Source organism: Gammaproteobacteria bacterium (genome assembly GCA_015709615.1).
Taxonomy (GTDB): Bacteria; Pseudomonadota; Gammaproteobacteria; order Burkholderiales; family Nitrosomonadaceae; genus Nitrosomonas.
The window spans coordinates 2,699,322-2,723,688 of sequence record CP054179.1; the positions used below are offsets into that span (position 1 = coordinate 2,699,322).

Annotated in this window: 23 protein-coding genes; 9 read left to right on the forward strand and 14 right to left on the reverse strand. The window is 49.5% G+C overall.

What is annotated here, in order from left to right:
* Nucleotides 1-59: 59 nt before the first annotated feature.
* The gene (locus HRU77_12835) at nucleotides 60-854 is read left to right on the forward strand and encodes a PEP-CTERM sorting domain-containing protein (protein QOJ21484.1); all 795 of its coding nucleotides are present in this window, start codon (nucleotides 60-62) and stop codon (nucleotides 852-854) included.
* A gap of 233 nt (nucleotides 855-1,087) precedes the next feature.
* The gene (locus HRU77_12840; GenBank protein ID QOJ21485.1) at nucleotides 1,088-1,276 is read left to right on the forward strand and encodes a hypothetical protein; all 189 of its coding nucleotides are present in this window, start codon (nucleotides 1,088-1,090) and stop codon (nucleotides 1,274-1,276) included.
* Nucleotides 1,277-1,454: 178 nt separating this feature from the next.
* Here HRU77_12840 and HRU77_12845 read toward each other — a convergent pair whose 3' ends face one another.
* From HRU77_12845 to HRU77_12895, 11 genes are all read right to left on the reverse strand, one after another.
* The gene (locus tag HRU77_12845) at nucleotides 1,455-2,957 is read right to left on the reverse strand and encodes an aldehyde dehydrogenase family protein (protein ID QOJ21486.1); all 1,503 of its coding nucleotides are present in this window, start codon (nucleotides 2,955-2,957) and stop codon (nucleotides 1,455-1,457) included.
* Between the two features lie 69 nt (nucleotides 2,958-3,026).
* A complete protein-coding gene (locus tag HRU77_12850) occupies nucleotides 3,027-4,139 on the reverse strand; it encodes an NAD(P)-dependent alcohol dehydrogenase (protein QOJ21487.1) in 1,113 nt (370 codons plus the stop codon).
* 48 nt (nucleotides 4,140-4,187) lie between these two features.
* Complete coding sequence (locus tag HRU77_12855; GenBank protein QOJ21488.1) at nucleotides 4,188-5,732, reverse strand: FAD-binding oxidoreductase; 1,545 nt, start codon at nucleotides 5,730-5,732, stop codon at nucleotides 4,188-4,190.
* A 12-nt stretch (nucleotides 5,733-5,744) separates the two neighbouring features.
* Nucleotides 5,745-6,692: a hypothetical protein gene (locus tag HRU77_12860; protein QOJ21489.1), complete on the reverse strand. Its 948-nt coding sequence runs from the start codon at nucleotides 6,690-6,692 to the stop codon at nucleotides 5,745-5,747.
* A 14-nt stretch (nucleotides 6,693-6,706) separates the two neighbouring features.
* Nucleotides 6,707-7,036 (reverse strand): cytochrome c, encoded by a 330-nt coding sequence (locus tag HRU77_12865; GenBank protein QOJ21490.1) that lies wholly within the window; start codon nucleotides 7,034-7,036, stop codon nucleotides 6,707-6,709.
* A gap of 22 nt (nucleotides 7,037-7,058) precedes the next feature.
* The gene (locus HRU77_12870) at nucleotides 7,059-7,877 is read right to left on the reverse strand and encodes a dioxygenase (protein QOJ22179.1); all 819 of its coding nucleotides are present in this window, start codon (nucleotides 7,875-7,877) and stop codon (nucleotides 7,059-7,061) included.
* Between the two features lie 60 nt (nucleotides 7,878-7,937).
* On the reverse strand, nucleotides 7,938-8,540 hold the full coding sequence (gene wrbA, locus HRU77_12875; protein QOJ21491.1) for an NAD(P)H:quinone oxidoreductase: 603 nt from the start codon (nucleotides 8,538-8,540) through the stop codon (nucleotides 7,938-7,940).
* Between the two features lie 124 nt (nucleotides 8,541-8,664).
* A complete protein-coding gene (locus HRU77_12880) occupies nucleotides 8,665-9,678 on the reverse strand; it encodes a DNA polymerase III subunit delta (GenBank protein QOJ21492.1) in 1,014 nt (337 codons plus the stop codon).
* Nucleotides 9,679-9,731: 53 nt separating this feature from the next.
* Nucleotides 9,732-10,226, reverse strand: coding sequence for a hypothetical protein (locus HRU77_12885; GenBank protein QOJ21493.1), 495 nt, complete (start codon nucleotides 10,224-10,226; stop codon nucleotides 9,732-9,734).
* Between the two features lie 21 nt (nucleotides 10,227-10,247).
* Entirely contained in the window at nucleotides 10,248-12,848 is a 2,601-nt protein-coding gene (locus HRU77_12890; GenBank protein QOJ21494.1) for a leucine--tRNA ligase, read from the reverse strand.
* Between the two features lie 263 nt (nucleotides 12,849-13,111).
* A complete protein-coding gene (locus HRU77_12895) occupies nucleotides 13,112-13,318 on the reverse strand; it encodes a dodecin domain-containing protein (protein QOJ21495.1) in 207 nt (68 codons plus the stop codon).
* Nucleotides 13,319-13,485: 167 nt separating this feature from the next.
* Between HRU77_12895 and HRU77_12900 the strand changes: the two genes are divergently transcribed.
* Nucleotides 13,486-14,271, forward strand: a complete 786-nt coding sequence (locus HRU77_12900) for a M48 family metallopeptidase (protein QOJ21496.1) — start codon at nucleotides 13,486-13,488, stop codon at nucleotides 14,269-14,271.
* Nucleotides 14,272-14,275: 4 nt separating this feature from the next.
* On the opposite strand, the gene HRU77_12905 is transcribed toward HRU77_12900, so the two are convergent.
* Complete coding sequence (locus HRU77_12905; GenBank protein QOJ21497.1) at nucleotides 14,276-14,662, reverse strand: VOC family protein; 387 nt, start codon at nucleotides 14,660-14,662, stop codon at nucleotides 14,276-14,278.
* Between the two features lie 120 nt (nucleotides 14,663-14,782).
* Entirely contained in the window at nucleotides 14,783-15,460 is a 678-nt protein-coding gene (locus tag HRU77_12910) for an IS1595 family transposase (protein QOJ21498.1), read from the reverse strand.
* Nucleotides 15,461-15,763: 303 nt separating this feature from the next.
* Between HRU77_12910 and HRU77_12915 the strand changes: the two genes are divergently transcribed.
* From HRU77_12915 to HRU77_12940, 6 genes are all read left to right on the forward strand, one after another.
* Entirely contained in the window at nucleotides 15,764-16,276 is a 513-nt protein-coding gene (locus tag HRU77_12915; GenBank protein ID QOJ21499.1) for a chemotaxis protein CheW, read from the forward strand.
* A 39-nt stretch (nucleotides 16,277-16,315) separates the two neighbouring features.
* On the forward strand, nucleotides 16,316-18,040 hold the full coding sequence (locus HRU77_12920; protein ID QOJ21500.1) for an MCP four helix bundle domain-containing protein: 1,725 nt from the start codon (nucleotides 16,316-16,318) through the stop codon (nucleotides 18,038-18,040).
* Between the two features lie 371 nt (nucleotides 18,041-18,411).
* Nucleotides 18,412-18,924 (forward strand): chemotaxis protein CheW, encoded by a 513-nt coding sequence (locus HRU77_12925; GenBank protein ID QOJ21501.1) that lies wholly within the window; start codon nucleotides 18,412-18,414, stop codon nucleotides 18,922-18,924.
* Between the two features lie 44 nt (nucleotides 18,925-18,968).
* Entirely contained in the window at nucleotides 18,969-20,690 is a 1,722-nt protein-coding gene (locus tag HRU77_12930) for an MCP four helix bundle domain-containing protein (protein ID QOJ21502.1), read from the forward strand.
* Between the two features lie 511 nt (nucleotides 20,691-21,201).
* A complete protein-coding gene (locus tag HRU77_12935) occupies nucleotides 21,202-22,446 on the forward strand; it encodes a D-alanyl-D-alanine carboxypeptidase (GenBank protein QOJ22180.1) in 1,245 nt (414 codons plus the stop codon).
* Between the two features lie 280 nt (nucleotides 22,447-22,726).
* Complete coding sequence (locus HRU77_12940; protein ID QOJ21503.1) at nucleotides 22,727-23,728, forward strand: PEP-CTERM sorting domain-containing protein; 1,002 nt, start codon at nucleotides 22,727-22,729, stop codon at nucleotides 23,726-23,728.
* A gap of 73 nt (nucleotides 23,729-23,801) precedes the next feature.
* On the opposite strand, the gene HRU77_12945 is transcribed toward HRU77_12940, so the two are convergent.
* Nucleotides 23,802-24,350: a FecR domain-containing protein gene (locus HRU77_12945; GenBank protein QOJ21504.1), complete on the reverse strand. Its 549-nt coding sequence runs from the start codon at nucleotides 24,348-24,350 to the stop codon at nucleotides 23,802-23,804.
* Between the last annotated feature and the right edge of the window lie 17 nt (nucleotides 24,351-24,367).

Consider the following 24,367-nt stretch of genomic DNA (forward strand, 5'->3'; position numbering starts at 1 on the left):
TATTGATAATGAATTAATAGAGATCTTGTGATAATAAAAATATTTTGAGGGGTTTTATCATGAAGAATAAAAATTTACGCTACTGGGCGATCGCAGGATTACTATCGTGCACTTCAATTACCGCACAAGCAGCGCCTGTCGATTTATCAGGGTGGACGGAATTGACACTGAATTACCCAGGCGGACAGGGTGCCGGAAATTGGGTGCTGGAACCCGGCAATACCGCAGTTGAGCAAAAACTGAATGCCGATCCGTCGTTCTTTTTGAACAACCAAAACCTGAGCAGCTATACCGTTGACGGCACCTGGCAAGTCAAACCATCCGGCGACGATGATTACATGGGTTTTGCATTCGGTTATCAAAATTCCAGCAATTTTTATTTGTTCGACTGGAAAAAAGCATCGCAAGGCTACGTAGGCCGCACAGCGGCGGAAGGTATGACCATCAAGAAATTTGAAGGTGCAACCGGCGATGGGCTTGCCGATTTATCGCTGGCGGAATTCTGGGAGAATCAGGTTGATTTCGGCGATATGAGTGTGCTTGCGACCAATCATTCCAGTACGAAGGGGTGGGTTGACAATGTTTTATACACATTCCACCTGGAGTACAACGTCAATCCCGGAGAAATTCATATTGTCATCAATCAGGGAGCCACCGAATTATGGAATGTCACGGTTTTGGATTCCACTTTCACATCAGGACAATTCGGTTTCTATAACAATTCGCAATCCAACGTGAGGTACGCCGGATTTGAAGTAACTCCGGTTCCCGAGCCTGAAACTTATGCCATGCTATTGGCCGGCTTGGTTTTAACGGGCTTCATGGCGCGCCGTAGAAAAGCAACTGAAGTGTAATACTTCAAAGTGATGGGGTATTAACAATGGGAGCTACGGCTCCCATTGTTATTTCCGGGCGATGTGGGGATTATACTAATGGTCCGAATTATTATGGAAATATGGCCACAGATTAGCGCATCTACTAACCCAGATCCTTAAAATAAGCATTATGCTTATTCCCTTGTTGAAATTGCCGGTATTAGAATGGCAAACAGGGGGGAGATTTTGATAAATTTTGCTGGAGGGTTGCGATGAAAGCAAAGATATTAAATGGCATGGTAACTCTGCTCATGATTCCAATGCTATCGGGATGCTGGCTTCTTGCAGCGGGAGGGGTTGGTGCATACGGCGGTTACAAAGCCAAAGAAGAGGGTTATGGACTTCAGAATCCGATTACAAAGGAAAAAAAGGAAAATAAGACGACTGATCAGAAAAAGTAGCATGCAGTGAAGATGTGATCATCATCGCGTTGCTTTTTAGAGGATTACCGGGGTCAGGAGAATTTCACAGATTTACCAAGGTTGCAAAGGTGGCATTCTTCAGCGTGGGGCTGCTCGGCAGTCATGGATTTTTGCAGACACCACATTGTGTTTGATAAGAGCTTCAATAGCTTGAAGCTTATGTAATATTCCGGGCATTGAAGGGGTAGTGACGCGGTATATGCTGAATGCTGACCCATTGATCAGTCGTGAATGCTGCCACGGCCCAAGCCCCATTGAAACGGCCGACGCCTGAATTTTTCTCACCGCCGAATGGGTTATAAGGTAGATCATTGACTGGCTGATCATTGATATGCGCCATGCCGGATTCAAGCTGCTGTGCGAATCGAAGACCGCGTTCGACATCTTGCGTAAACACCGCGGCAGCCAACCCAAGATCGGTGTCATTGGCGATACTCAATGCTTCGGCTTCATTGTGTGCACGTATGATCGGTGCAATGGGGCCGAACGATTCCGTTTGCGCCAGTGGCATCTGATTGGTGACTTGAGAAAATACATGCGGTGGAAGTACTAATCCTTGCGCTTCGCCACCCACCATTTGGTGCGCCCCCGCTGAAAGAGCATCGCGGATCCGTTGTTGCAGGCCATTTAACTGGGATTCATTGATAATAGGTCCAATCATCGTATCAGGCGCATTCGGGTCACCTGCTTTCAATTGACGCACACGATCGGCAAAGCGTTCGACGAACTCATCATGAATTCGATCCTCGATAATAAAACGATTAACGCTCATGCAGGTTTGGCCCTGGTGAAGAAATTTACCAAACACGGCAGCTTCCACAGCTTGCCCCAGGTCGGCATCATTCAATACCACGAACGGACCATTCCCGCCCAGCTCCAACTCAAGTCGCTTTAGCATGGGGCCCTCAGCCGCTAGCTTTGCGATATTGCGGCCAACGGGCGTTGAGCCGGTAAACGATATGACGCGAGGAATAGGGTGAGTGACAAAGGCATCGCCAATCTCACTGCCTGCGCCGACGATAACGCTGAGTACGCCAGGAGGTAATTCTGCTTCTTCAAGGATTTTTGCAAACAGCAGTCCGCCCGTTACCGGGGTATCGCTGGCTGGCTTGACCACGACAGCATTACCGACCGCGAGCGCGGGTGCTGCGGAACGAGCGGTGAGCTGGAATGGCCAATTCCAAGGGCTGATCACACCGACAACGCCGACGGGTTTACGGTACATGCGGCTTTCCTTGCCGGGAATATCGGCGGGCAGAATCCGGCCTTCCACCAAATAAGGCAGCGTGGCTGCCTCGAGCAGTACGCCATGCACGGCATTCCATTCCAGATTGGCTTTGATGCGCGTGCCGCCGGATTCATGAATGATCCATGACACAATTTCTTCGCGCCGCGCTTCCATGATCTGCGCCGCGCGGCGCATGATGGCTGCGCGCTCGCCCGGCAGTAATGCCGCCCATGCGCGCTGCGCCTTGGCGGTGCCACGATAGGCTTCATCCATGTCATCGCGATTGGCATGGGGGATTTCAACCAGCGTGCTGCCATTGTATGGATTCAGATCGCTTAGAACCTTTGTTCCCCTGCCGTGCCGCCATTGACCGTTGATCAATAGTTGATCGAAATTTGAATAAGGCGGTGGAGATTCTTTTTTATTTTCCATAATGCATTTTCCCTGTTTGTTTTACCCAAAATCCAGTTGAAGATATTCGGAGGAAAGTTGATAAATTTTTTACTCTAGCCGGATAATCGGTTTAATCGTGATGCCCTTCTCGCTATCTTCAGCAGCTTGATTGATTTGATCGAGGGAGTAAAACTTCACTAGCTTGTCAAAAGGAAATCTTCCCTGCTGATAAAGCTCAACCAGCGCCGGAATGAAAAGATCCGGTTTGCTATCGCCTTCGACGATGCCGATAATGCGTTTCCCTGCCGTCATCACGCCGTTCACATCGAAGCTCGCTTCGGTACCCAACGCAGGTGCGCCGACAATGCCGCATGTTCCCCGGATAGCCAGCGCATCAATGGCCTGACGCAGCACGGCTGAGCGTCCGCTGGATTCCAGTGCGAAATCAGCGCCACCACCGGTAATTTTACGAACCGCTTCGACGGGATCGGTTTCCCGGCTGTTGATGGTGTGCGTGGCTCCAAGTTCCATCGCCAATGCCAATCTCGCAGGAACCACGTCCGCCGAGATGATGGTGGTAGCGCCGGCAGCCCGTGCCGCCATCACAGCGCTGAGTCCCACTGCGCCGCCGCCAAAAGCCGCGAAACTGCTGCCCGGACTCACCTTGAGTGCATTTATCACGGCTCCCGCGCCAGTCTGAATGCCGCAGCCCAGCGGGCCGAGCAACTCCAAGGGCGCATCGTTGGGTACTTTGATGACGTTACGTTCGTGCACCAGCGCAAAGGTGCCGAATGACGACTGCCCAAAGAAATGATCGTGAATGGGTTCCGCTGTGTTACCGGCTGTGAAGGTTGATGTGCTGCCATCTTCGCGTGCGCCATTGAAATTCAGGGCATAAAAATGCTCGCAATAAGTCAGATCACCATTCAAACAAGGCTTGCAGTGACCGCACCACATATAAGTCAGCACCACGTGATCGCCAACCGCGACTTTCTTCACGTTGCTGCCGATTTGCTCGACTATCCCCGATCCTTCATGTCCAAGCACGATGGGAAGCGGCACTTGATAAAGCTGATCGCGCGCGACCATATCGGTATGGCACATTCCTGTTGCGACAATGCGCACGCGCACTTCATCAAAATGTGGCTCATCCTGTACCAGTTCTTCTATCTGGAAAGGCCCGCCTGGCTGGCGGACAACGGCTGCCTTGATTGTTTTCACGTGCACCTCCGCTTTGGGATCGTTATTTCATGCTTGCTCAGGATAAAGTTAGCGAATGCCTGACTTCCCAGGCGCGATGATGCCATTGGGATCCAGCGCTTTCTTGAGCGTTTTGTGTACTTTCCGCTGCACCGGACCATAGGTTTCGGCGACTTTATTCATGAAGGCGGTATTGACGCGATAAGTGCCATACCCCCGCGCGGAAAATTCCGTCAGCAGTTCATCGAAGCACTGGTAAGCCGCTTTCGTCTGTTCAGGATCGGTCTTGTCGTACAGCACGTCGACGATATGATGCATATCGCGCATGCCGACGATGAATTCGCCGGAATAATCCAGTCCATACTTGGCCAATATTTGCTTGGTCAGCGCCATTTGTTTCAGGGTTTCACTGCCACGTGCTTGCGAAACCGGCGCAAACCACATCGACCCGCCACCTCCGCGCCAGTTATACAGCGAAAACTCCGTCAACGTCATTTCTCCGCGCATGAGCTTGGCGCGGTAAGCAAATGCGGGATCATCACCGGCTTCCTGTTCCGTTAGTATCTTAGCTTTGCCCGATTGACCGAATGCTTGCGTGACGATGTTCCAATTCACATCAATCTGCTCCTGCGTGCCATAGAGTGCGGCATAGACGTTCCAGATGCCCAGTTTGTGATCTTTCATGATCCGATACACCGCTTCATCCGGAATTGAACCCGGTCCGGACACATAATCACTGCGCTTGGCTTTCACCGGCGCCTCATAGAGCGCATGGGCAATGACCACAGCGTTGGGAATCACACCGCTGATACGCAACGGACGAATCGTTTCGACAATTTCTACGATATCTTCTTCATGCTGATATTGAATCACAAACGGCTTGAATGCCGGTGGTTCAGGCATCAGCCAAAAACCGAATTTAGTCACGATGCCATAGTTGGATTGCGTGAAAATGCCATCCAAGTAGGGGCCATAGCCCCATTTGAAGACCTGCCAAGTATTGGAATTAGGCATCGAACCCATGCCAGTGCGCAATACCTCGCCATTCGCCAGCACGACTTCCATACCGCAAGCAAATAGGAAGTGCTCGCCATAAGGTGTGTAACCCACGCCCCGATCCAGCGTATTGCCCACCGGCCCGGCGATGGCGGAAGGGGCGGGCATAGATAGCCATAAACCCAATTTGTGTTCTTTGATGTAATCGTAGAGTTGCTGATAGGTGACACCCGGTTCAACCAAGGCAAAGGCCAGATCCTTGTCCACTTCGATGATGCGGTTCATGCGCTTGAGATCAAGCACCACCTGACCCCGTTCTGCCGGAGCGGCCGAGCCATAACCCAGATTTTTCCCGGTGGAAATCATCCAGATCGGTACTTTGTACTGATTGCAAATCGCCACGATTTTCTGGATTTGCTCGACGGTGGTTGCCAGTAATGCCGCGGACGGCGTATGGTCGCTATCGGGAACCGGCATCATCGTCTTGATGTAAGGCGCAAGCTGCTCCGCACTGGTGAGTACAGAAGTATCGCCCAGGACCTTGCGAAAATCACGGATGGCCGCATCGAAGTTTTTTTCCGATACGCCTTTGGGCAATGCGATATATTGACTGGCCATGCTGTGTTCTCCCTACACGTCGATGACAAACGAAACAAAATGATTTCCCGGTAACCCTCGATGATCTGGATCGCTCTGACCGGATCGATATACAAATGCGCGGCTGGAACAAGATTCCTGATGCGTTCCCATACCTATTGCAGTGGCCACGATCGCGTAACCGGTAGCTTCTATCCAGTTGTCAAACCGGAGCTGTTCAGTTGTTGCACTTGCCGCTGTTTTGTCTTGATCGATGGAAGATTCATCGCTCCGGGATGATGCCGATTTCCAATTTTCCGATGTTTTCCAGCCAATCAGTTGACCGGCTTCCAACGGCGATACTCCGGCACAATGCAAATGAGTTGCGGGCCGCTCTGCCAACCGATAAGACGAAAATCCCGCTAACGATGAATCATTGATTGCACGATCAACCGCCGTTTGTTCAAGAAAATTTTCGACAATGGAGAAATCATGCTGACCCTGGCTGAGCAAGGAAGCCAGCAATCCCGCGGCGCTGTACGCCGGTGATGCGCTAGTCCACACATGTCGCGTAGGAAAGGAAGCGTCATTGCCGGACGAAGACATGTGTGAGCCCAATGAAAGCAGACGCCCTTCTAAATTCCTCACCAATTCAGTGAAGATGGCCGCGCTGGCGTAATCCATGACGGCAATCCAACGCATATCCCGGGATTGCGTCAATAAATTGACGATGCGTAGCGGGTTGGTTAATAGCGCGTTTTCTAATGGGAATGCCGGTAATGTACCGTGATGGAAATCGATGTAGTGACTGCAAGCGGCTTGAGCACCTTTGGCAAATGCTTCATCGATGGGGGTGTTTCCCAGCAACAGCTGGCAGTTGCGCGTGCTACCGGAGAGCGTTTGGCTGATGGATGCTGCTTGAGCGATGGTAGGAATACCGAAGGCCAGCAAGGTTCCGCCGGTCACCATGCCCTTGATGAGGATACGCCGCTTTTCATCCATGAAATGTGACCTCCTTAATGCTGAGCTTGTTTGTTTGAAATGAAATCCGCCAGCTTGATTAATGATTCATCGTCGATTTCCGAAGGACGAAAAGCCGGCATGGCCCGGTTCCCATTACGAACGACTGCGCGAATATAGGCTGCGGGAAGTTCGCGATTGCGAAGTTGCGGCCCGACTTGCGCTTCATGGCAATACGCGCAGATTTTGGCGTAAATTTCCGCGCCATCCTTCCATGCAAATCCGGGATTGTTTTTCTCATCTTGTGCCGGCCATGCGTTGCTTATCGTAAAAATGATTGCAATTAGACAGCCGAATATGCAATTTGCCAATTTTGCTTTTTTCATGTTAATTCTCCATTCCATGATCCTACTGCCACAGCAAACTCGTCACTTTTTTTCCCATAATCTGATCATTAAATGCAACCTTTGCAATTGGAGTGCCGAAACAAGCGATACCATAGCAAACATGCAAGGGCAATAAATGCTCTTCTCTCGGATGACAAAACCGGGCAAAGGGTGCCTTTTCCCACTCTATCAATCGTTGTTCGCGCGCTTCGGATGAAATCGCTGGATCGGTGCATGTTTCAATCAACCAGTGATCAAATCCTTCATTTTCTTTGCTGCTATCGATATTGTTAGAGAAAAATGTTTTCAAATTATGAAATGACATGCCTGAACCGATGATCAGAATATTTTTCTCTCGCAGCGATGCAATCGCTTTTCCAAGAGCGATATGCTTTCCCGGATTCAAATTCTTGAGTAACGATAGCTGAATACATGGAATCCTGGCTTGCGGAAACATCAGCTTGAGCGGCACAAACAATCCATGATCAAAACCGCGCTGCTCGTCGAGTTTTGCCGGTATACCACTTGCCATTAACAACGCGTGAATTTCCTTCGCCAACCCGGGATTGCCCGGCGCCGCATATTGAATGGTGTAGGCTTCAGCAGGAAATCCATAATAATCATAGATTATTTCGGGATGGCTATTGCTGGTTATCGTTGCTTGTTCCTCTTCCCAGTGGGCGCTGATGACTAAAATCGCTGCTGGCTCACCCAGCTCACTGGTGATTTCCTTTAGAAAAGAAACCATTTTTTCATGCCCTTTGTCACCGAGAACCGGTAACGGCCCGCCGCCGTGGGGTAAAAACAGAACGGGTGAAAGCGCTGGTGATTTTGGGTTCATCATCAAAAATTCCTGTTGATGGAAAGAGTAGACATTATGTTCCCCCAAACCCCTCCTCCGTCAGCGGGCGAGTTTGCTGGCCACTTGCGCGACGTGAGCGCCCTGAAAGCGTGCAATTTTTATTTCATTATCTGACGGCTGGCGTTTGCCATCGCCACTGGCTAACGTGCTTGCCCCATAGGGCGAGCCGCCGGTGATTTCACTCATGTTCATGATTTCCTGGCAGGAATAGGGAACACCGACGATGATCATGCCGTGATGCAGCAAGGTGGTATGAAAGGAAGTGATCGTGGTTTCCTGCCCGCCATGCTGCGTGCCTGTAGAGGTAAACACGCTGCCCACTTTACCGATCAGGCCGCCGCTCAGCCACAACCGGCCGGTCTGATCCAGGAAATTACGCATTTGCGCGCACATATTGCCGAAGCGTGTGGGTGTGCCGAAGATAATGGCATCATAGTTTGGGAGTTCATCAACCGTCGCGATGGGTGCTGGCTGATCCAGCTTGGCACCGACCCTTCGTGCTACTTCTTCCGGCATGAGTTCGGGGACGCGTTTAATGATAACTTCGGTATTCTCGACGTTGCGTGCACCTTCGGCTACCGCATTGGCCAAAATTTCGATATGACCATACATACTGTAGTACAGAACAAGAACTTTCGTCATACTGCCCTCCCGTTATCATTGTTCGTGAAATAGAGTTAGCAATCGCATTCAGTCTTTATTTGTGCACGCTACTTCATTCCTATCTGAAAATCAAACTTGATTACTTTGAGTATACCGGGTCAGCTTATCGATGGCCGCGAGCGGCAAAGCGCAATCCAAGATGCAGCAACGCCTCCCAAGCATCGCCTTGCGCCACTCCTTTAATCATCCGGTCGATTTCCGCGGCATCGGCCAGTCCTTGTATCAGCATTTGCAGACTGATGCGTCTGGCGGCGGCGATTACGGTTTTTTGCCGCTCACCCCAAATTCTCGCCGTTTGCAGTAATTGCGCAGGCGGCTGGTTGTTGTCCAAGCCCTTGCGGATGATGATTAATTGGCGGATTTGCTCGGCCAGCGTGGCGAGAATCAGCAGCGGTGCAGTGCCTTCGCCTTGCAAGCCGGTCAGAATGCGCTGAAAACGGGCGGTGTCACCTGCAATCATGGCGTCGGATAGTTGGTAGACATCGTAACGCGCGACGTTCAGCACGACATCTTTAACTTGATCGAAGGTCAAATTGCCGGCGGGATAGAGCAGCGCGAGTTTTTGGATTTCCTGGTGGGCGGCGAGCAGATTGCCCTCGACTTGACCGGCGAGAAACTGCAGGGTGGCGGTATCGGCTTTTTGCCGCTGCTGGGCGAGACGCTGCCCGATCCAGCCGGGGAGTTGATCGCGTTCGACCGGGTACACCGGAATCAGCGTGCCGGCGGTTTCGAGCGCTTTGAACCATTTGCTTGCTTGTCCTTGTTTGTCGATGCGCGGTAGTGTGATCAGTGTCACGGTGTCGGACGGCAATGCGGCGCAATACGCTTCGAGTGCTTTGCCGCCTTCCCGGCCGGGTTTGCCGGTAGGAATGCGGATATCCAGGATTTTGCGCTCGCCGAACAGTGACAGGTTATGACCGGCGTTGAGCAGTTCCGCCCAATCGAAATGCTGATCGACAGTGAACAGTTCTCGCTCGGTATATCCTTGCTGGCGTGCGTGTGTACGAATCGAATCGGCAGCTTCCAGGATCAGCAGCGGTTCGTTACCGGACAGTGTGTACAGCGGAGCGGTTTGTTTTTGCAGTTGCTGGGGCAGCTGTTCCAGTTTTATCCGCATGACGAGGTGAATGGCCGGCCGGCAGCGGAGAAGTTTCCGCTACTCATTCCGGTCTATATCTTGATGGTCGATAAGCGCCATAGCATTTGCTGGATTGCATCAGCCTGCATATCTTTTTGCAGCAGTTTTTCTTCCGCTTCCTTGGCGAGAATTTGCGCGTCCAGGAACGGTAGAATGCGTGTCAGCGTGATTTCGGTATATGGCACGATTTCCACGCCCTCTTTATTGTAGAGCCGGTACTTGACGCGGTACACCAGATTGAAGTCGCGCACCCGGCCACCTCCCGATAGCGACAGAATGACCTTTTCACTGCTAGCGCTGATGACTTCCAGCGTGGCTTCGGCTTCTGCCGCGGTGGCGACCACTTTGGTGGTCGACGACGTGCCGATGGCGCGCTCCAGGTTCATACCGATGGTGCTGCTTTCCGGCGCTGCGATGTACAGAGACTTGAACGGCAAAGAGCTAATCTGCCCGCGCAAATGAAAGCCGCAAGCCGTCAGCAGGAACAGCATCAGCAGGATGAAAATTTTCTGTTTGCTTAGTTTCATGGTTGGCATGGTAGCTGGATTTTACACCACGATGTTGACGAGCCGGCCGGGTACGACGATGATTTTCTTGATCGCTTGCCCTTCGATAAATTTCTGTACATGTTCATTGTTCAGTGCTGCCTGTTCGATGGTTTCCTTGCTGGCATCCTTGGCGATATTGATCTGTCCGCGCAATTTGCCATTGACCTGCACGATCAGCTGGATTTCATCCTGAATCATGGCGGCATCATCTGCTTTCGGCCAGGATTGTTCGAATAATTCTGTGCCAGGTTTCAATTCACGCCACAGTTCATGACAAATGTGCGGCACGATCGGCGATAGCAGCAGCACGATGTTTTCCAGGGTTTCCTGCATCAAGTTGCGGCTGGCGGGATCGGCATCCTGGCATTTTGCCAGGCCGTTCATCAGTTCCATCACGGCGGCGATGGCGGTGTTGAAGGTATGGCGGCGTTCCAGATCGTCAGTGACCTTGGCGATGGTTTGATGCAGTTGGCAGCGCAGGGCCTTGAGTTCCGCTGGCAATGCCGCGTGCAAGTCCGGATCGACTTTGACCGCGCCGGATTGCAGGTGGACGTAGGCTTGCCGCCACAAGCGCTTGAGAAAACGATAGGCGCCGTCAACGCCGGCATCCGCCCATTCCAGCGTTTGCGTCGGCGGGCTGGCGAACATCATGAACAGGCGTGCGGTATCGGCGCCGTATTCTTCCACCAGTTTTTGCGGATCGACCCCATTATTTTTGGATTTCGACATGGTACCGATGCCACCGGATTCCACTGGCTGATTGTCGGTTTGTAGGATTGCGCCGCAGCGTTTACCCTGATCGTCGAACTGCAACGTGACTTCCGTTGGATTGTAATAGGTGATGCGACCGCTACCGGATTTGCGGTAAAAGATTTCATTCAGCACCATCCCTTGCGTCAGCAGGTTGGTGAACGGCTCGTCCAGTTTCAGCAAACCCAGATCGCGCATGATCTTGCTCCAGAAGCGCGAGTACAGCAGATGCAAAATGGCGTGCTCGATGCCGCCGATATACTGATCGGCAGGCAGCCAATAATTGACGCGTTCGTCGGTCATGGCGTTATGCTGATCCGGGCAGGCATAGCGGGCGTAATACCATGAGGAATCGACAAATGTGTCCATGGTATCGGTTTCACGGCGCGCCGTTTTACCGCATTTCGGACAACTGCATTCATAGAACGACGGTGTCTTGGCCAGTGGATTGCCGGAACCGTCCGGCACCAGATCCTGCGGCAGCACTACCGGCAATTGATCGTCGGGTACCGGCACCACGCCGCAATCGCTGCAATGGATCAGCGGAATCGGACAACCCCAGTAACGCTGACGGGAAATGCCCCAGTCACGCAGGCGGAACTGCACGCGCTTGCTGCCCAGTCCTTTTTGTTGCAATGCTGCGGCGATGGCATCGACCGCTTGCTCAAAATTCAATCCGGAGAATGCGCCGGAATCGAAGGTTGTGCCATGTTCCACATAGGCTTCCGGCAAAGGCAGTGTCAGATTGTCTTCGATCGGTTTGATGACTGCTTTGATCGGTAAGCGGTACTGCGTGGCAAAGGCAAAATCGCGTTCATCGTGTGCCGGTACCGCCATCACGGCGCCTTCGCCGTAACCCATCAGTACGTAATTGGCGACCCACACCGGTAACTTTTCACCATTGAGCGGATGGATCACGAACAAACCGGTATCCATGCCTTTCTTTTCCTGCGTGGCGAGATCGGCTTCCTTGGCGGAGCCCAGTTTGCATTCCTGGATGAAGGCTTGCAGTGCTGGATTGTTTTGGGCAGCGTGCAATGCGATCGGGTGCTCAGCGGCAACCGCCACATAGGTGGCGCCCATCAACGTATCCGCGCGCGTGGTGAACACTTTCAGATCCTGCGGCGCGCCTGATTCGCGGTCGGCGGGGAAGGTGATGTCGACACCGTAGCTTTTGCCGATCCAGTTGGCTTGCATGGTTCTGACCCGCTCCGGCCAACCTTGCAGGTTATCTAGCGCAGCCAGCAATTCATCGGCGTATTGGGTGATTTTCAGGTAGTACATCGGGATTTCGCGTTTTTCCACCGGCGCGCCGGTGCGCCAGCCACAACCGTCGATGACTTGTTCATTGGCCAGTACGGTCTGATCGACCGGATCCCAATTGACCGTGCCGGTGGTTTGGTATGCCAACCCTTTTTCCAGCATGCGTAAAAACAGCCATTGATTCCAGTGATAATAGCTTGGGTCGCAAGTGGCGATTTCGCGTGTCCAATCGATACTCAACCCCAGGCTTTTCAGTTGCTTGCGCATGTAGGCGATGTTGTCGTAGGTCCATTTCGCCGGTGAGATGTTGTTTTGCATCGCAGCATTTTCCGCCGGCAGCCCGAACGCGTCCCAACCCATCGGCTGCAATACGTTGTAGCCCTGCATGCGGCGATAACGCGACAGCACGTCGCCGATGGTGTAGTTGCGCACATGCCCCATGTGCAACTTGCCGGATGGATAAGGGAACATCGACAGGCAGTAATATTTCGGTTTACCGGGGGTTTCAACGGCTTTGAATGCGGCGGTTTGCTCCCAATGCTGCTGGGCATTCTTTTCAATTTCCTGGGGATGGTATTTTTCTTGCATGGGGACGATGTTTTTATTGGGTAAATTGTTTAATTATACCGCGAACCGGTTGACTTGATGCTGCATCTGGATGAGTGTGTGCTGTGTAGAGGGATTAGAGCGCCGCCGCCGCCGGACGATGATGTCGGCTCGGTTGTGATACTTGAAGAATATATGGCACTGAGCAGAAACTTGGATTGCGCTAAGATAAAGCCTCACGATCTGAGGCTTTATTGCGCGAATTGTTTTATTAGATGGATCGCAGAAATTAAATGATTAACTCATCAATCCAAGCGGAAGCCGATCTTCAACTTGACCTGATAATGCGCGACCTTGGCATTGACGATATGTCCGCGCGTTTCCACCACTTCAAACCAATCCAGGTTATGCAAGCTTGCGCCGGCTTTGGCGATGGCTTGCTGAATTGCGTCATCGCTGCTTTTAGTCGACGAGCCGACAATTTCGATAATTTTATAAACATGATCGCCCATTTTGCAGACTCCCTTTTGTTTGTCGAAAAATGCGTTATAGCATACTTTAGCCGGTTAGCCCTGTGAGAATTTCAATATAATAACTGTGAAGAAAATGACTGATTTTATAGCGCGTCATCACGATGCCGGAACAAAATACCTGCCCCTGAATGAGGAGAAATTCGGATATGAAACTGAGATTTATTGGCGCTTTGTGGGTGATATTGACTCTAACGGCTTGTGCGACTTCGCCGATGGGTAGAAGCCAGCTGATCTTTATGCCTGACAGTGAAGTCAATGCGATGGGATTGCAAGCTTTCACAAATCTGAAAAGTGAAAAGAAGATCAACCAGGATTCGAAGGAAAATCAGTTTGTTACTTGTGTTGCTGATGCCCTTACCCATGAAGTTGGCGGGAATTGGGAAGTGGTCGTGTTTGAAGACAACACCTTGAATGCTTTTGCATTGCCGGGTCAGAAAATCGGTGTGCATACCGGCTTGGTTGAGCTGGTCGATAACCAGGATCAACTGGCGACCGTGATTGGCCATGAAATCGGTCACGTGCTGGCGCGGCACAGTAATGAAAGGATGTCGCAAAAACTCGGAGCACAAATGGGAATCGCGCTGATTGCGGCGGTTGCCGCGCCAACTACGCCGATGGGACAGACAGCGGTCAGTTTGCTGGGTGTCGGCGCGCAGTACGGCATCATCATGCCGTTCAGCCGTCTGCATGAAAGCGAGGCGGATATGATCGGCATTGAGTTGATGGCGAAGGCTGGATTTAATCCGGCTGAAAGCGTCACGCTGTGGCAGAAAATGGCACAGGCCAGTCAGGGAACGCAACCGGTTGAATTCCTGTCGACCCATCCGTCACATGAAACGCGCATCGATGATTTGCGCGCGCGCTTACCCAAGTCTAATGCACTGATGCAGCAAGCTCGTGCTGCGGGTAAACAGCCGAAATGCGTAAAATAATATTCTAAACCTTGGGTTCCGGCTCGCTGGCGGGAAAATCCAACTCCACCTTTGCACCGTCCGGATCATGGCAAAACAACTGCCAGATATCCAATCCTTTCAGACGGTGCAAATCATACGGAATACCATGCTGCTTTAAGGTATCAACCGTGGCCTGCAGGTTGGTTGCCGTGAAAGCCATATGATCGATTATGCCGGCTGCGTCGGCAGGCATGGGCTTGCCTGTCATGATATGCAGAATGGCCTGATTTCCGGCATACAGCCATGCACCCGGAAACGCAAACGGCGGACGATAACCCTCAGTCAATCCCAATGCTTTGATATAAAAATTCTTGCTTCTTTCCAGGTCCTTGCTTAGCACCGTGAAATGATTCATTCCTTCAATCGCCATTTTGCTATACCCATGAATAAAACAAAATTTATAGCATGATTTTGTGCGCTTTTCTTATTCACAATAAGAATTCCATTCAATCTTCTTATTATCCGAATAAAAATATTGGGTCTTAGGAAGTTAAAGCGGGTTTAAACGTAACAATTTAAGAATTTCATGATAGAGATTATCACGGCGATGATTAAAACGAAATTCGGTTTCTTTCAAGTGCAGGTAGAAAGTATGTTCGGGCACACCATTGAACTTGGCCAAACGTCTTTTAGCAAAACTCCAGAAAGACTCGATACCATTAATATGCCGCTCGCCACTGGCAAACTCATTGTCACCATGGTGAACCCTGAAGTGCTTATCAAAGCCGATATCGACCAATCCGTCATAACCACGCCATCCATCGGAATGGATTACGGTATCGGGCGCTACATGCCCACGGATAATGGCTTGCAATGTCGCTTTAGAGCAATCTGGAACAATCTCTGTATAAACTTTTCCTTGGCGTTTAAGCACACCAAAGACTATTGTTTTGCCATAAGCGCCCCGCCCCCTTTTACCCCTGACTCGCTGGGCACCAAAGTAAGACTCATCAACTTCTACAGAACCTTGCAGAGGGGATTCAAGTTCGCAATTCTGGGCAATTCGCTGTCGTATTTTAAGATAAATGGTATTGACGGATCGGATAGAAATGCCGGTCAATTGGGCTGTGTCAGTAGCAGTAAAATCCATCGAAAAACATCGAATAAGTTGCCTGAATTTTGCTTCTCTGATTCGAGAACGAAAATAGTATCTGTTTTTAGCATTCATCTCAGAAAGTTAGCACACTTTAGTAAGTGCTTAACTTCCTAAGACCCAAATATTTTATATTTTTAGAAGTCTGTTTTCTAAATTTGTAAAAATATTTCTTATTGAAGTTAAAGAAATTTAATAATTTTCTAAAAAATAATTAAAGAAAATTTTTCTTTTTGTCGTAAGAAAAAACCTACAAATGAATTTATTTTTACGAAATTGGATGATAAGAATAAACAGAAAAAAAACAATAATCAGTAAAGGGGATTTAGAAATTGACGTTGATTCAAGTTTATAAAGAGGATAACAGGAGCTTAAGCAATGTATGTGGAACGGGCAATAAGTAAAGTGACTGAATCATCCGGTTCAGCAATCAATCAGATGGTAAATGAATTCCTGACCTTCCGTTTGGGTAGCGAGGAGTATGGAATAGAAATCCTAAAAGTTCAGGAAATCCGTGGGTATGACGCCATTACACAGATAGCCAATGCACCGGAGTTTATCAAAGGAGTTGTTAATCTGCGTGGAATTATCGTGCCGATTGTGGATATGCGGATTAAATTCAGACTAAGTAATGCGACATACGATCAATTCACCGTGGTGATTATCCTGAATGTGGCCGGACGTGTCATGGGGATCGTAGTGGATGGGGTATCCGACGTACTCAGCTTGGAAGCTGAACAGATGCGGCCAACGCCAGGGCTTGGCTCGGTAATCGATACCGAATATATCATGGGGCTGGGAACCGTTGGCGAACGCATGTTGATATTGATCGATATCGAGAAACTCATGAGTAGCAGTGATATGGGGTTGGTCGAACAAAGTATTAATTAGTAAAAAATTATTTTTTGGGAAAATTTAACGGAGATAGTGATGTTTACAGATACGTCGATTAAATTTCGCTTGATGTTTGTGATCAGCATGTTGTCAGCGCTAATGATAGGTATTGGTGTTTTGGGTTTGTATGGCTTCAATCATTCCAACGATGGGTTGAAGTCAGTTTATGAAGACCGTACGGTGACAGCAGTACAGTTGGGAAAAATTCTGGATGTTTGGTATCAGGTGCGAAAAAATGCGATAGATGCTACCGAATCGAAGAATGTCGAGATCTCAAAGAAACTTGCGGAAGAAGCAAACCGGCTTGTCAAGCAAAACGAAGGTGTTTGGGCGCAATATTTGACGACCGCATTAACACCGGAAGAAGAGGTTCTCACTAAAACGAAAAGTGAGCAGCATGCTCTGTATGTCAATTCAATGAATAAAACTTTTCAGCTTGCGATAGCCGGAGATTTCGACGCTGCGGCGAAATATCTTGCAACGGATACCACGCAAAAATTTAACATACTGAGAGATACCGTCTTTGCTTTACTTGACTTGCAAGGAGCCGTTGCTGCTGAAGAATATGCTGCGGCTCAAAGCAGCTATGAAAGTATTTTTATTGCATCGGTGGCAACCATGGTGGGAGGCGCTGCACTTGCAATTATTCTGGGGTTCTTGTTGCTGCGCTCGATTGTGGCGCCTCTGAATGAAGCGATTGAAATTGCGCATCGTGTAGCTTCCGGTGACCTGACCTCGCATATCGCTGTGACCTCAACCAAATCATCGACAGGACGTTTGATGCAAGCGCTGAAAACGATGAACGAAAATTTGGTCGACCTGGTCGCTAAAGTCCGCTCGGGAACCGACCAGATCACAACGGCATCGGGAGAAATTGCATCGGGTAACTCGGATTTGAGCCAACGCACGGAAGAACAGGCATCCAGCTTGGAGGAAACGGCGTCGTCGATGGAAGAACTGACATCGACCGTCAAGCAGAATGCGGATAATGCGCGTCAGGCGAATCAACTGGCTGCGGGCGCATCCGACGTTGCGATGAAAGGCGGCGCAGTGGTCGGACAAGTGGTGCAAACCATGAGCTCGATCAATGAAAGCTCGAAAAAAATTGTCGACATCATCAGCGTGATCGACGGCATAGCCTTCCAAACCAACATCCTGGCGCTCAATGCCGCGGTTGAAGCAGCCCGCGCCGGAGAACAAGGGCGCGGATTCGCGGTGGTGGCGACGGAAGTACGCACGCTAGCACAACGCTCGGCAGCAGCGGCGAAGGAGATCAAAGAGCTGATCAGCGACTCAGTGGCGAAAGTGGAAGACGGCACGCGCCTGGTGGACGAAGCGGGTGCGACCATGGACGAGATCGTCAATGCGGTGAAACGGGTCACGGACATCATGAGCGAGATCTCGGCGGCATCGCAAGAACAAAGCTCCGGCATTGAGCAAGTCAACCAAGCGGTGACGCAGATGGACGAGGTGACGCAACAGAATGCCGCGTTGGTGGAAGAAGCGGCGGCGGCGGCGGAATCCATGCAGGAACAAGCGCAAGCCTTAACGCAGGCAATCAGCACCTTCAAACTATCGGGAGGTCAAGGAGCGCCTGTGGCGGTTAAAAGAAACAGTCGTGCCGCCGCAGTGGCCAAATTGCCGGATCGGGGACCTGCAACAAAGAAAATTGCGATGAAATCCGTAGCAAGTAGCGCTGCAATACCGGCTCAGCCGCGTAAAGTGGCTGCCGGCGGCGGGGATGATTGGGAAGAATTTTAAATTCGATTGAGTTGGCATAAAAGGCGCCATCCAGATTTTTTGGATGGCGTTTTTTTATAGGAAGTAAAAAATCGGAATATTTATCCAATACTAACCAATTATTTATATGATGAATTTTCATCAAGAGATAATAAATAAAGATTTATGTAAGAATAATCTTGCTTATAACTTACATGATTTCTTAGTAGATAAAGAGAATCCGCTGATATAAATAAGCTGCACAAAATCCGTAACAGCTAGCTGTGCTCCACAAAGTAAAAAATTATGAGAATTAATAGAGTTATGAAGGAATATTCACAAAGAATATACAAAATTCAATAATCATTGAATCAATTCAGTTTTAAATGATTTGTATAAGAGGAGCAGAAACTATGCCGCAGATGCAAGCTGTTAATGTACTTACTGAGTCACCCGGCTCCGCAGCTAAACACATGACCAACGAATTTCTAACCTTCCGCCTGGGTAGCGAAGAGTATGGAATTGAGATACTCAAAGTACAGGAGATCAGAGGATACGATTCTGTTACACAAATAGCGAATGCCCCCGAGTTTGTCAAAGGTGTTGTTAATCTGCGTGGAATCATCGTTCCGATCGTGGATATGAGAATTAAATTCAAGCTGGATAGTGTGGATTACAACCAATTTACCGTTGTGATTATTTTAAATGTAGCCGGGCGAGTGATGGGAATCGTTGTCGATGGCGTATCGGATGTGATCGATCTTGAGGCCGGTCAGATACGGCCCGCGCCTGAATTCGGTTCCGTCATCGATACCGAATATATTACAGGGTTGGGAACGGTCGGAGAACGAATGCTGATATTGATCGATATCGAAAAATTGATGAGTAGTAGTGATATGGGATTGCTTGAGCGAAGCGTGGGTTGATAGGTAAGTAATTTTTAATGGAATGACTTTAAGGAGACTCTATAGTGTTTAACAATATGACAATTAAATCGCGATTGATATTGGTAATAAGCTTGTTGTCGGTATTGCTGGTCGGTATCGGTAGTTTGGGCATTTATGGATTAAATCAAACGAATGATGCTTTCAAAGCTGTGTATGAAGATCGTGCTGTTCCTTTGGGGGAATTGGGTCTGGTTATAGATCGCATGCAACGGACACGACTTAATGCGGTTATTGCTTCATACGCACGTAAACCGGAAGTAGTAAAAGAACGGCAAGCCATGACCGATCAGCGCGATGCTGAGATTGTCAATGCCTGGCAAAGGTACTTGGCGACCAATTTGACGCCGATAGAAAAAACATTGATAGAGAACTTTAATCACGAATGGAAAGCTTATACGGAAGCGCGTAATCGTACCATGGCCTTGGCTGCGGCCGGTGATTTCGATGCGGCAGTTAAAAATGCTACCGAGGCAACGCCTAGATTTGATGCAGCGCATGCGACCATGTTCAAGTTAATTGAACTTCAACGCGATGAAGGTAAGAAAGAATTCGGCGCATCGCAAGCAAACTACGAAAATATTTTTATTACCAGCATTATCGTGATTGCATTGGGTATAGTGCTGGCGGCAGTCATCGGCTACCTGTTAATTCGCGCAGTAGTGGGGCCTTTGAATGAAGCCATTGCTGTTGCCAATGCAGTTGCTTCGGGTGATCTGACCAGCCGTATTGAGGTCAATTCAACCAATGAAACAGGTCGCTTGTTGCAGGCGCTGAAAACTATGAATGACAATTTATCGGATTTGGTAGGTAAGGTGCGTATGGGTACGGATCAAATCGCGACGGCTTCCGGTGAGATTGCTTCCGGTAATTCAGATTTGAGTCAGCGTACCGAAGAGCAAGCATCCAGTTTGGAAGAAACGGCGTCTTCAATGGAGGAGCTGACTTCCACGGTAAGGCAAAATGCGGATAACGCTCGTCAGGCGAATCAACTGGCCGCAGGTGCTTCCGAAGTTGCAGTGAAGGGAGGAACAGTAGTCGGTCAAGTGGTACAAACCATGAGTTCGATCAATGAAAGCTCGAAGAAGATTGTCGACATTATCAGTGTCATAGACGGTATTGCGTTCCAAACTAATATTTTGGCGTTGAATGCCGCAGTGGAAGCAGCGCGTGCGGGTGAGCAAGGCCGTGGATTTGCTGTCGTGGCTACGGAAGTGCGCACGCTGGCGCAGCGCTCGGCAGCAGCAGCGAAGGAGATCAAAGAACTGATCAGCGACTCGGTAGCGAAGGTGGAGGATGGCTCGCGCCTGGTGGATGAAGCGGGTGCAACCATGGATGAGATCGTCAGTGCTGTGAAACGTGTGACAGATATCATGGCTGAGATTTCCGCTGCGTCGCAAGAACAAAGCTCGGGAATTGAGCAAGTTAACCAAGCGGTAACGCAGATGGACGAGGTGACGCAACAAAATGCGGCCTTGGTGGAAGAAGCGGCGGCAGCGGCGGAATCCATGCAAGATCAGACGCAAGCACTGACACAAGCGGTAAGTACCTTCAAGTTGTCGAGAGATAGTGGCCATGTCGCAGCAACTCCGGTAAAAAGAAGTAATCGCACTGTTGCTAAGCTGCCTAATCGTGGGTCTGCTACCAAAAAGATAGCGGCCAATGTTAATAATACGGCTCCAGCAGCGATAGAAGCTCAACCGCGCAAAGTTGCCGCCGCCGGTGGCGGTGACTGGGAAGAGTTTTAAGTCTCCTGTTGTACAAGAACACTGCCATTGAGGCGGTGTTCTTGTGTTCTTCAACTGTAAAATTCATATCGGTTTACCCGGCTGCGCTTAGAAGTATCCTTTCTGCGGCCTTCACACCTCAGATACTGTATGTTACGGTATCGGTATTCCATAAATACGCTATTCCTCGCGGATTGATTCTTTTTAAATACAAGCAGCGTAATTACACAGAACTCAATCATCGAGAACATTTCATAAAATGCTTTGTAGATAGAGGGAAATATGCTATTTATTATGAAATAGCGTACTCGATTGATCTAGTAAACTATGCAATCGTTAAATTCCGCGATAGAACGCTGGAGGTCATCATCCTATGATCAATGTTAAAAATAATAAGCAAGCAAATATCAGACGACACTTGCCATCATTGCCGCAAAAGGGAAATTTTTTCAGCGGGAGCGGCGTAGTGTCATGCCACTCATGGATGTTTCTTAATATTGATCGATATTTGGCGAGGGTGAAAAGGATGACGATGTCAGAGTGTGGGGTGGTGCAAGGTTTTCTTGTTTTCGCAGTGTTAGGGTCACTGTTCCTGGTAAACCCAGTGCAAGCGAATCCCCGTTCGGCTTCTATCGTAATTGATGCGGATAGCGGGGCAGTGTTGCACGAGTCTCATGCCGATGCCAGCCGTTATCCCGCTTCGCTGACCAAAATGATGACGCTTTATCTTTTGTTCGAGGCGATCGAGCAGCACAAAATGACGCTGGATTCGCGCATGCTGGTATCCGGTCATGCGGCATCAATGCCGTCGACGAACATTGGTCTGCGCGCCGGCGACAGCATCAGTGTACGGGAAGCGATTCCGGCGCTGATCGTGCGTTCGGCAAACGATGTGGCGGCTGTGGTGGCTGAGGCTTTGGGTACGAGCGAAACGAACTTTGGCCGTATGATGACCGAGAAAGCGCGCAAACTGGGCATGCATTCCACGACTTTTCGTAACGCTTCGGGTCTGCCCAATACCGAACAGAAGACGACAGCACGCGATATGGTTACCCTCTCGGTACGGCTGATCAAGGATTTTCCCAAGTATTATCATTTTTTTTCCACGCAATCTTTCAGTCATAAAGGTACTGTCTATAAGAGTCATAACCGTATGGTGCGAAACACGCCGGGTGTCGATGGTTTGAAAACCGGTTTTATCCGAGCTTCCGGTTTTAACGTGGCGACTTCGGCGAAACGCGGTAATCGGCGTGTGGTGGCCGTTGTAATGGGGGGAAATACCGCTGCCGCACGCGATCAGCACATGGCGCAATTGCTTGACCGCAGCTTTAACCAGAGTTCGGTTCAATTAGCCAGTAATACCGTCAATAGCCGGACCATATCGGCAGGATCACCCGGTGAGCGGAAAGAGAAGGCCGGAGCTCAAGTTCCGCGTGCCAAATCAAACCTTACTTCTGAAAAGGCAGTTGAGCCCACGGTACAACAATCGGCTGTCAAGCCGTCAGTCAACTCGCAATCTCAACCGCAGAAGACAGCCACGCCGTTGAACGACAGCTGGGCGGTGCAGATCGGCTCTTATCAAGAATCGAACCGGGCCCATGCACAGGCGCAGGTTGCTGCGCGTTGGATACCGGGTGAGGTGGTGATAACCGAAGTGGAAGTCAGTAATCGCAAACTGTACCGGGCACGTCTGGTAGGTTTGCAAGAAAGCCAAGCCCGTACGGCCTGCCAGAATCTAGTCCGGCAAGGAATGGGATGCCTCGTGGTGCGCTCATAAGGTTCGTATAAATCAAATTTTAGCATCAGATAGCAGGGTAACATCAGAAGCTTGAGGTTATAGGTTACCGGCAGAATTTATGCTAATCTACTCCTGTCATTACTATTTGATTCCAGGTGTTAAAGTACCAAAAAGCAGGACAAATAACCTGGATAAAATAGTATAGACTTCCCTTATTGAAGGGATTCTTTAAGTTTATGATCATTTACCGAATAAAAATAATTCACCCTTGATCGACAGGAGAACAAAATGAAAAAGAAATTGGTAACGTCAATCAGTAATGGGAAGCTTGGCATTATTGTGGACAGGCAATGCACTCGCCGTCAGCTTTAATACATTTGTAGGCAGTATGGGCGGCTCATCCATTGGATTCGCATATGCTGGCAATAAATTCGTAGGTTCAAACTATTTCAATAATCAACTTTACCAAACCGATCTTGCTGGCGGTAGTCTGCAGCCTTTTGGCTCGCCACTGCCTATCAGCAGTAGCAGTATTGGCGAAATATATGTCTCCAGCTCACTCAGACTGGGTGGATTTGGATCAAACGCAGCGCGCGATATATTTGCAGGATCAGAAGCGGCGGGCAATATTTACCGTTTCTCTAACGACGGATTGACACAGTCATTATTCGCTTCTGGATTAAGCAGAGATGTTCGTGGCATTGCATTTGATCCTTATGGTGCTTACGGTTTTAATATGCTGGTAACAACGCAAACAGGTAATGTCTATACAGTCGATAGCACTGGATCCGTCAATTTATTGGCAAACGTAGGTGGCGATGCGGAAGGCTTGGATTTTACTCCTCAGGCGTTCGGTAGTATTCCGGCCCATACTTTGGTAGTTGTATCAGAAGGTACCGGCAAACTCACTGCAATCACCCCGGGAGGCGCACAGACTGATCTCGGATTGCATTTTGGCACGCCTGAAATGTTGAGCTTTGTTCCGTTAAATTTAGGCGATAGTGGCAATCCGCTGGAAGGTTTTTATGCAGCGAATTATCCGGTCAATGTGATCAAAGCGGATGTAAGCGAATTCTCGGCATACAAGGGTGACGCGGTTATTACTGATGAGGGTAATCACCACATGTATCATATCTTCTGGGATAGTGCGAGCGGTGCATTCAATACCAGCGATATTGGTTTCTTTCCGAATCAGCCGGAAGACGGAATTTTCCTGACTTCCGCAATCTTGACTCCGGTATCTGAACCCGAATCCTACGCTATGTTACTGGCTGGGTTGGGTATACTGGGTTTCGTAGCAAGCTGCCGTAAACACGCTTAATTAAGTAAGTCTATCTGCAGGGGAGCCTATGCTCCTCTGCTTTTCTTGTTCTTCCAGAGCAATTGTAATCAGATTATTGGTCGGAGCGCCAAGGTGCGACTTCCCGCTCGGTTACGAGGCGATGTTTGCTGACTTTGATGTCGTCAAAATCCGCTTGTTCCAGTGAGCTGATCTGATATACCCCGGTTGCGACGTGAAGTTTGACATGTCCGTCCGCCACTGCGATATGAGCGGTGCCGTCCTTATGTAATTCAACACTGAAACGGGTGCCGAAATCCTTGATGATGGTGTTGCCGACTTTCACTTCCAGTTGCTGAGTGGCATGTTTCTGGATGTCAAAGTAAACATTGCCTTTAAACAATTCCACTTGCAGCGGCTCACTCTCTTTGACGGCAACGGAGCTGCGCGTATCCAGAGCCATATCGATACCGGATGTTAATGGAGCGGTAAGCGGTTCTTCCGATTTGGTTTCATAAAAACGGACGCTGGGCGGTTTACCGAAATACCAGGTCATCAGACCCAGGAATATACAGAAACCCATGATCGCACAATGTACGAGAAAGCGCTTCCATTTGAAAACAAAGGTATATGGTTCAATAACCGGGGGTTTAGGTTCCTGCATTTTGATCGGGTAAAAGA

Bases quoted from the DNA above. Each gene is read 5' to 3' on its own strand.
- HRU77_12835 (QOJ21484.1), top strand. From the start codon at position 60: ATGAAGAATAAAAATTTACGCTACTGGGCGATCGCAGGATTACTATCG.
- HRU77_12840 (QOJ21485.1), top strand. From the start codon at position 1,088: ATGAAAGCAAAGATATTAAATGGCATGGTAACTCTGCTCATGATTCCA.
- HRU77_12845 (QOJ21486.1), bottom strand. From the start codon at position 2,957: ATGGAAAATAAAAAAGAATCTCCACCGCCTTATTCAAATTTCGATCAA.
- HRU77_12855 (QOJ21488.1), bottom strand. From the start codon at position 5,732: ATGGCCAGTCAATATATCGCATTGCCCAAAGGCGTATCGGAAAAAAAC.
- HRU77_12860 (QOJ21489.1), bottom strand. From the start codon at position 6,692: ATGGATGAAAAGCGGCGTATCCTCATCAAGGGCATGGTGACCGGCGGA.
- HRU77_12865 (QOJ21490.1), bottom strand. From the start codon at position 7,036: ATGAAAAAAGCAAAATTGGCAAATTGCATATTCGGCTGTCTAATTGCA.
- HRU77_12870 (QOJ22179.1), bottom strand. From the start codon at position 7,877: ATGAACCCAAAATCACCAGCGCTTTCACCCGTTCTGTTTTTACCCCAC.
- wrbA (QOJ21491.1), bottom strand. From the start codon at position 8,540: ATGACGAAAGTTCTTGTTCTGTACTACAGTATGTATGGTCATATCGAA.
- HRU77_12880 (QOJ21492.1), bottom strand. From the start codon at position 9,678: ATGCGGATAAAACTGGAACAGCTGCCCCAGCAACTGCAAAAACAAACC.
- HRU77_12885 (QOJ21493.1), bottom strand. From the start codon at position 10,226: ATGAAACTAAGCAAACAGAAAATTTTCATCCTGCTGATGCTGTTCCTG.
- HRU77_12890 (QOJ21494.1), bottom strand. From the start codon at position 12,848: ATGCAAGAAAAATACCATCCCCAGGAAATTGAAAAGAATGCCCAGCAG.
- HRU77_12895 (QOJ21495.1), bottom strand. From the start codon at position 13,318: ATGGGCGATCATGTTTATAAAATTATCGAAATTGTCGGCTCGTCGACT.
- HRU77_12900 (QOJ21496.1), top strand. From the start codon at position 13,486: ATGAAACTGAGATTTATTGGCGCTTTGTGGGTGATATTGACTCTAACG.
- HRU77_12905 (QOJ21497.1), bottom strand. From the start codon at position 14,662: ATGGCGATTGAAGGAATGAATCATTTCACGGTGCTAAGCAAGGACCTG.
- HRU77_12910 (QOJ21498.1), bottom strand. From the start codon at position 15,460: ATGAATGCTAAAAACAGATACTATTTTCGTTCTCGAATCAGAGAAGCA.
- HRU77_12915 (QOJ21499.1), top strand. From the start codon at position 15,764: ATGTATGTGGAACGGGCAATAAGTAAAGTGACTGAATCATCCGGTTCA.
- HRU77_12920 (QOJ21500.1), top strand. From the start codon at position 16,316: ATGTTTACAGATACGTCGATTAAATTTCGCTTGATGTTTGTGATCAGC.
- HRU77_12925 (QOJ21501.1), top strand. From the start codon at position 18,412: ATGCCGCAGATGCAAGCTGTTAATGTACTTACTGAGTCACCCGGCTCC.
- HRU77_12935 (QOJ22180.1), top strand. From the start codon at position 21,202: ATGTCAGAGTGTGGGGTGGTGCAAGGTTTTCTTGTTTTCGCAGTGTTA.
- HRU77_12940 (QOJ21503.1), top strand. From the start codon at position 22,727: ATGGGAAGCTTGGCATTATTGTGGACAGGCAATGCACTCGCCGTCAGC.
- HRU77_12945 (QOJ21504.1), bottom strand. From the start codon at position 24,350: ATGCAGGAACCTAAACCCCCGGTTATTGAACCATATACCTTTGTTTTC.